Annotated in this window: 3 protein-coding genes and 2 pseudogenes; all 5 read left to right on the top strand. The window is 66.2% G+C overall.

Annotated elements, in window-relative coordinates; translation table 11 throughout:
* Positions 1 to 759 precede the first annotated feature (759 nt).
* The 5 genes and pseudogenes from EPO51_RS14880 (at position 760) to EPO51_RS14860 (ending at position 6,424) form a co-directional block, all read left to right on the top strand.
* On the top strand, positions 760 to 1,188 hold the full coding sequence (locus EPO51_RS14880; protein ID WP_293351835.1) for a hypothetical protein: 429 nt from the start codon (positions 760 to 762) through the stop codon (positions 1,186 to 1,188).
* Between the two features lie 6 nt (positions 1,189 to 1,194).
* Complete coding sequence (locus tag EPO51_RS14875; RefSeq protein ID WP_293351833.1) at positions 1,195 to 2,337, top strand: patatin-like phospholipase family protein; 1,143 nt, start codon at positions 1,195 to 1,197, stop codon at positions 2,335 to 2,337.
* Between the two features lie 742 nt (positions 2,338 to 3,079).
* Entirely contained in the window at positions 3,080 to 3,940 is an 861-nt protein-coding gene (locus tag EPO51_RS14870) for a tyrosine-type recombinase/integrase (RefSeq protein WP_293351831.1), read from the top strand.
* Positions 3,937 to 5,030 (top strand): annotated as a pseudogene (locus tag EPO51_RS14865) (IS91 family transposase); the annotation flags it as partial. The gene EPO51_RS14870 and the pseudogene EPO51_RS14865, both read left to right, overlap by 4 nt.
* A gap of 463 nt (positions 5,031 to 5,493) precedes the next feature.
* A pseudogene (locus EPO51_RS14860) lies at positions 5,494 to 6,424 on the top strand (IS630 family transposase).
* The last annotated feature ends 102 nt before the right edge of the window (positions 6,425 to 6,526 follow it).

Below are 6,526 nucleotides of genomic sequence, written 5' to 3'. Positions count from 1 at the left end.
CCGCTTCGCCCCGGCGATGGCTTCGTCGCAACTGACCCACATTGACGGCCCTCCGGCAAAAACATCGCTGCGATAGCGGCGCGCGACAAGCTCAAAACGCCCGCGACGCCTGCGATGGGCCCCGCGATTCCTGGCCGAGCTCAAGGATTCCGCTGTCGCCACGATTCTCGACGTCGGCTCGAAACAGGTTTAGCAGCATGAAGAAGGGCGCTGCAAAAAGGCCGCCGAATTCACTTTAGCCCCGAACGGGGTGAACTTCAGCCCGACTGACGCGCCTCTCGATGCCTCGCGCCCTGCCGGCGTACTCCGAGAACATCACAGCTGAACCTTTCGGGGCGGCCCGCAGTCCGCCCCCCCTCGCCGCACTTCGCCTGTAAGCCGCGCATCTTGCTAGTCTATGAGAATAGCCGGCAAGGCGGCGAATTCGGGGTCGATCAGGTGGCTCACAGCCAACCGCCTCCGGCTTGGGCCACGAAGGACCCGCCAAAGCTGCAACCAAGCTTCGCCGCAATCGTTGCATCACGAGTTCGTCGCGGTGCGACTCGGTCTCGCAAAACATCCATAGGGTCAAGTGGCACGATGCGCAGGGCTTCAAGATCGGTCATTCTCTCAATCTTGCTGGGCGCCGTCGCGGCGATGGCCGGTTCCGCCGACGCTCAGCCGCAGCCAGCGCCCTCAGACCCCAAGGCTGAGAAGGGGAAGATCGCGCAACGCCCCCTCACGTCTTCGGAGCAGAACCAACAAAGCCTAGAGGGCGCCGTGACGTCGCCGCTCCGGGATCTGAACCTGATCAAGACCAAGATCCCGCCGATCCTCGTGCAGGCAGTGGACAATCCTTATGCACGATCAGGGCAGCGCAGTTGTGTGACGCTGAGAAAGGAAATCAGCGACCTGAGCGAAGTCCTCGGGGATGATTTCGACGACCGAAGCCCTGAAAGAGAGGCCGAAGACGGCGATGAGAAAGCGGCTTATGGCGTGGTCGCGAGCGTCGTCTCCGACATCATCCCGATGCGCAGCTGGATCAGGAAGCTCTCCGGGGCGGAGCGTCGGGACCGCAAGGTTCAAGAGGCCATTGCCGCCGGTATAGCCCGCCGAAGCTACTTGAAGGGTGTGGGACAGGCCCGAGGCTGCAAGCCGCCCGCCGCGCCGCGGGCGATCGCCGGGAGCCTGCCCGCGGTGAAGCCCTAGCTAACGATGAGACGCGTCCTCGCCGCGCTGGCGCTTGCATCGCTCCTCCTCGGCGGTTGTCAGACCCTTCCGCGCGTCCCTTATGCGCTCGAGACGCTTCACGCCGCGAGCCCGGACTACCGCTACAATTTCATCGAGCCCGGGACCCGCGTCCGTTTCCTTGGAGATATCGGCGGCGTGGGGCGCGAACACCCCAGTGGCGAGCTTCAGCTACTTCCTCTTTCGGGCGGCGGCGCCAATGGCGCCTATGGCGCCGGCGTCATGTACGGATGGGGCAGACGTGGCGACAGGCCTGAATTCGACGTCGTAACGGGGGTCAGCGCGGGCGCGCTGATTGCACCGTTCGTCTTCGCAGGATCGGCCTTTGATCCGGCCCTTCGCGAAGCCTTCACGGATGGCCGCGCGAAGAATCTGCTTCGATCGCGAGGCCTTGGCGCCTTGCTTTGGCCCGGCGTCTTCAAGCCGGAACCTTTGAGAAAGCTCATCACCAACAGCGTTACGCCCGGTCTCGTCGAGGCCGTGGGAGCCGAGCACCGGAAGGGTCGGCGGCTCTATATCGCCACGACCAGCCTGGACACTCAGACGCAGGTGGTGTGGGACATGGGGGCCTTGGCGCAGCGCACCGATCCCGAGTCCCGTCAGCTGTTTCAGAACATCCTGATCGCCTCGTCGAGCATTCCGGGCGTCTTCCCCCCCGTATTGCTGACCTTCGAACGGGGCGGCCAGGCGGTTTCTGAGCTGCACGCCGATGGCGGCACGGTGGCCAACTTCTTCGCCGCAGGCTTTGCTCGGCGACCCGACGCGCACCACGCGGGCGGCGCGCGTCTTCATCCTCCTCAACAGTCGGACCACGCCGCGGTTTGCGTCGTTCCGGTGGGCGGCCTCAAAATCATAGCGCGAAGCTTCGACACCATGCTGAAATCCCTCACTCGCTCCGAGCTCACCAACGTGAAGCTTGCCGCAAGCGACAAGGGCCTGAAGCTGGAGGTGGGTGAGATCCCCGACGAGTTGGACGAGAACTTCCTGGACTTCAGCCGGCCTCATATGCAGGCGCTTTTCGCGGCTGGCGAGCCGCAGGGTCTAGCCGCGACGGCGTTTCGGACCGTCTCGCCGGCGCCTGTGGCCCCCCTGACATGGCGTCCGCCTTGAACCGTTCCGAGAGCCGATCGGAACGACGGACGGGCTCGCTGCCCCAGGCTCGCCGGTCGCATCAGGCTGGCTCAGGGCTCGCCGCAACTCGCTGGGACGGAAACAGGCGGGCTTGATGTTTGCTGTCCGGCGTCCCATTGTGGGTGTCCAGACTGGCTCTCCTCGTCTGGAGCCTCGGCAGGTCGCAACCAGACCTTTGCGGCTGACCCACGGCCTGCCGAGGCCGTTCCGATCCGGTCGGCGCTCTGATTTGCAAGCCTATGCTTGGCGATCTGCTGAGACGGCGGGAGCACCGGGTCACCCTCACCGACGTCCCCCGGCGACCCGGAAGTGGAGCATTCTCGCTACATTGCCGGCGAAGACGCCGCGCGGTGCCAGGACTGAGGCGGCATCCCAGGCCATTGCGGAGCCCTCGAAGCCTTGGCCCATGCCCAGGGCGCCGGCCATTCGTTCAGTGTCGATCAACGCGCTGGGGCCGTGTGTGGGCGCGACGCCTAAAAGAGGTACGGACCACGACGCGTGTCGTGGTCCGCGCAATCGCGCCCAGGCAAGGTACTCTTTGAAGCCCTGAATGATGACGACGTTTTTTCCATCAAGGGTTTAGAGCGTGACCCGATCTGACGGAATCGGGATTGAACTAAACCGCTGACGCGGTACGGGCGCGCGCCGGGGCTGGCGCGAGGAAGCCCCTGTCTGAGAGGATTTGGTGTCGAGCCAAGCCCATCAGACAGGAGACCCCAAGATGGCCGAAGTGAGCCCTCTACGCCGGCGTATGATCGAGGACATGACAGTCCGCAACCTGTCACCGGCGACCCAGCGATCCTACGTTCATGCTGTTACGAAGTTCAGCCGGTTCTTCGGCCGTTCGCCGGACCGGCTGGACCTAGAGGATGTGCGTACGTTCCAGGTGCATCTGGTGGCCGCAGGAATCTCCTGGTCGGCGCTTAATCAGACCGTCTGCGCCTTGCGCTTCTTCTACGGTGTGACCTTGCGCCGGTCCGATGTGCCCGAGCGGATTCCCTACGCGCGCCAGCCGCGGCAGCTGCCCGTCGTGCTGAGCATGGACGAGGTGGTGCGTTTCCTCGAGGCGGTGCCGAGCCTGAAGAGCCGTACAGCCCTGACCACAGCCTATGCGACCGGCTTGCGCGCGTCGGAAGTCACGGGCCTGAAGATCACGGACATCGACAGCGGCCGCAAGGTGATCCGCGTCGAGCACGGCAAGGGCGGCAAGGACCGATACGTGATGCTGTCACCGCAGCTGCTGGGCATCTTGCGGACCTATTGGCGCCTGGCGCGGCCGACGAGCTGGCTGTTCCCCGGCCGCGCGGAGAGCCGACCGATCGATCGCCAGGTGCTGTATGCCGCCTGCCGGTCTGCCTGCACCGCCGCGGGCCTGGACAAGCACGTCACAGTCCACACCCTGCGCCACAGCTTCGCCACCCACCTGCTGGAGGACGGCGCCGATATCCGCATCATCCAGGCGCTGCTCGGACACAGCAACCTGTCGACCACGGCGCGCTATACCCAGGTGGCGACGCACACGATCGGCAAAACCGTCAGCCCGCTCGATCGGCTGCAGGTCGAGGTCGTGCCGCCAGCCTGAGCAGGCTCGTGCGCACGGCCCTGGAGGTGGCGGACGTCTTCCGCCGCAACGGCCCGGCGTATCGCCTTGCCCATGAGGGTCACCTCGGGCGCGTCGAGCGGCGCGTCATGGGCGCCATCGAAGCCTGCCGCACTGCGGCCCTGGGCGGTCACGCCGAGCACTGCACAGACTGCGGCCTGGTGCGCCAGGCCTATAACTCCTGCCGCAATCGGCATTGTCCGAAGCGTCAGGGTCTGGCTCGCGCCGACTGGCTCGACGCGCGGCAAGCCGACTTGCTGCCAGTTCAATACTTCCACGTCGTCTTCACGATGCCGGCGCAGGTCGCCGAGATCGCCTTCCAGAACAAGGCGACGCTCTACGCCATCCTGTTCAAGGCGGCAGCCGAGACGCTGCGGACCCTGGGCGCAGATCCCAGACACCTGGGCGCCGAGCTCGGCGTGGTCGCGCTGCTCCACACTTGGGGGCAGAACCTGCATCATCACCCCCACGTCCATTGCGTCGTGCCTGGCGGCGGACCGTCACCCGACGGCCCGGTGGGTGTCCTGTCGACCCGGCTTCTTCCTGCCCGTGCGCGTGCTCTCGCGCCTCTACCGCCGGCTGTTACTTCAAGACCTCCAAGCCGCGTTCGAGACCGGAGCGCGCCGCCTTCGCTCGCTTCCTGGCCGAGATGCGCCGGATCGACTGGGTGGTCTACGCCAAGCCTCCGTTCGGCGGTCCCCAGCAGGTGCTGGCCTATCTCGGGCGCTACACCCATAGGGTCGCCATCGCCAACAGTCGGCTCGCCAGCCTCAACGACCACGAGGTCGCCTTCCGCTGGAAGGACTATCGCCATCACGACAAGACCAAGCTGATGACCTTGGCGGCCGACGAGTTCATCCGCCGCTTCCTGCTGCACACCCTGCCGGACGGCTTCCATCGCATCCGTCACTATGGCTTCCTCGCCAACGGCCACCGGGTCGCCAAACTCGCGATCTGTCGCCGGTTGCTCACGACGCCACCGCCCGCGCCGCTCGTCCCACCGGCCGACTATCGCGAGCGCTATCGCCGGCTCACCGGCCGCTCCTTGGAAATCTGCCCGTGCTGCGGCGGCCTAATGAAGCCGCTCGGCGCTCGGCGTCCGGCCCGCTGCGCATGGCCAGATACGTCATGACACGTCCGAAGGCCGTCCCCTCCGCCACAATGCCGACCGGAGCCCTCCAGGCTGCCGGCGACACTCCGCGCGCGCTGATCGTCGCTTGCGTCCCGCGGGGCGAGGCTGACTCGCTCCACGCGATCTCTCGACATCCTCGCAGACCAAAATCTCGGACGGGCCCGGGGTCTACAGACGGTCCGTCTCGCCTCCCGCCGCACCCCGCGGCCATCTTGGACCGGCCGCCGAGCCCCTAATCCCCATAGCCAGACCGCCATCCCGCGGTTCAGCTCAATCCGGCTTCAATCTGGTCGCGTCCTGCGCCAAGCCGTCCTGATCCCCGCCCGCGACCAGACAGAACCCTCCAGATTCTCAAATCAGTGTGAAGCTGATTCATCTGGGATGCTGGATGGAGGCAGCTTGGATGACAGCTCCGTATTTCGATGGACCTTCGCGAGCGGGCGCTGGCTCGGAAGGCGGCGGGTGAGACACCGGCAGATCGCGGCGGCGCTGCGGATCAGCCCATCGTGCGTGTCGAAGTGGACGTGTCGCGAGCGCGAGACGGGGTCGGTGGCTCCGGCGCAGGTCGGCGGCTACAAGCCGCGGACGCTGTCCGGGGAGGTCGCCGAGTGGCTTCGGTGGCGGGTGCGGGCGGGACCGTTCACGCTGCGGGGTCTGACGGCGGAGCTGGCGGCGCGCGGGGTGAAGACCCAGCCGCGTGCGGTCTGGGTGTTCGTCCACGACGAGGCCCTGAGCTTCAAAAAAAACCCTGCTGCCCGAGGAGCAGACGCGGCCCGCCGCAGGGCCCGCTGGCGCGCGCACCAGGGACGGATCGAGGCCTCGCGCCTGGTCTTCATCGACGAGACCTGGATCAAGACCGACATGGCGCCTCTGAGGGGCTGGGGGCCGCGCGGCCGGCGGCTGCGAGCCTATGCGCCGCATGGCCACTGGAAGACGCTGACATTCATCGCCGCGCTGCGGTGCGACCGGATCGACGCGCCGTTCGTCTTCGACGGGCCGATCAACGGCGAGGCCTTCCACCTCTACGTCGACAGGATCCTGGCCCCCACGCTGCGGCCCGGCGACGTGGTGATCATGGACAACCTCGGCAGCCACAAGGGCAAGGCCGCCCGCGCCGCCATCCGCGCCCGCAAGGCCCACCTGATCTTCCTGCGCCCTACTCGCCAGACCTAAACCCCATCGAGCAGGTCTTCGCCAAGCTCAAGCACCTCATGCGCAACGCCCAGCCCAGGGATGTCGAGGCCACCTGGCGCAAAGCCGGCCAGCTCCTCGACCTCTTCACCCCTAAGGAGTGCGCCAACTACTTCGCCAACGCCGGATACGGTTCCGTCTAATCGAGTCCCGCTCTAGCAGGGCTTTCCCCGCCTGCGCTCCTCTCGCAAGTCAAACCCCGACATGATCCTTTGCAGCTCGGCAATCTCAGCCTCCCAGGCTCT

It is taken from the genome of Phenylobacterium sp. (assembly GCF_004297125.1).
In the GTDB taxonomy this organism is placed as follows: Bacteria; Pseudomonadota; Alphaproteobacteria; order Caulobacterales; family Caulobacteraceae; genus Phenylobacterium.
This window is presented reverse-complemented; position numbering and strand designations above follow the sequence as displayed.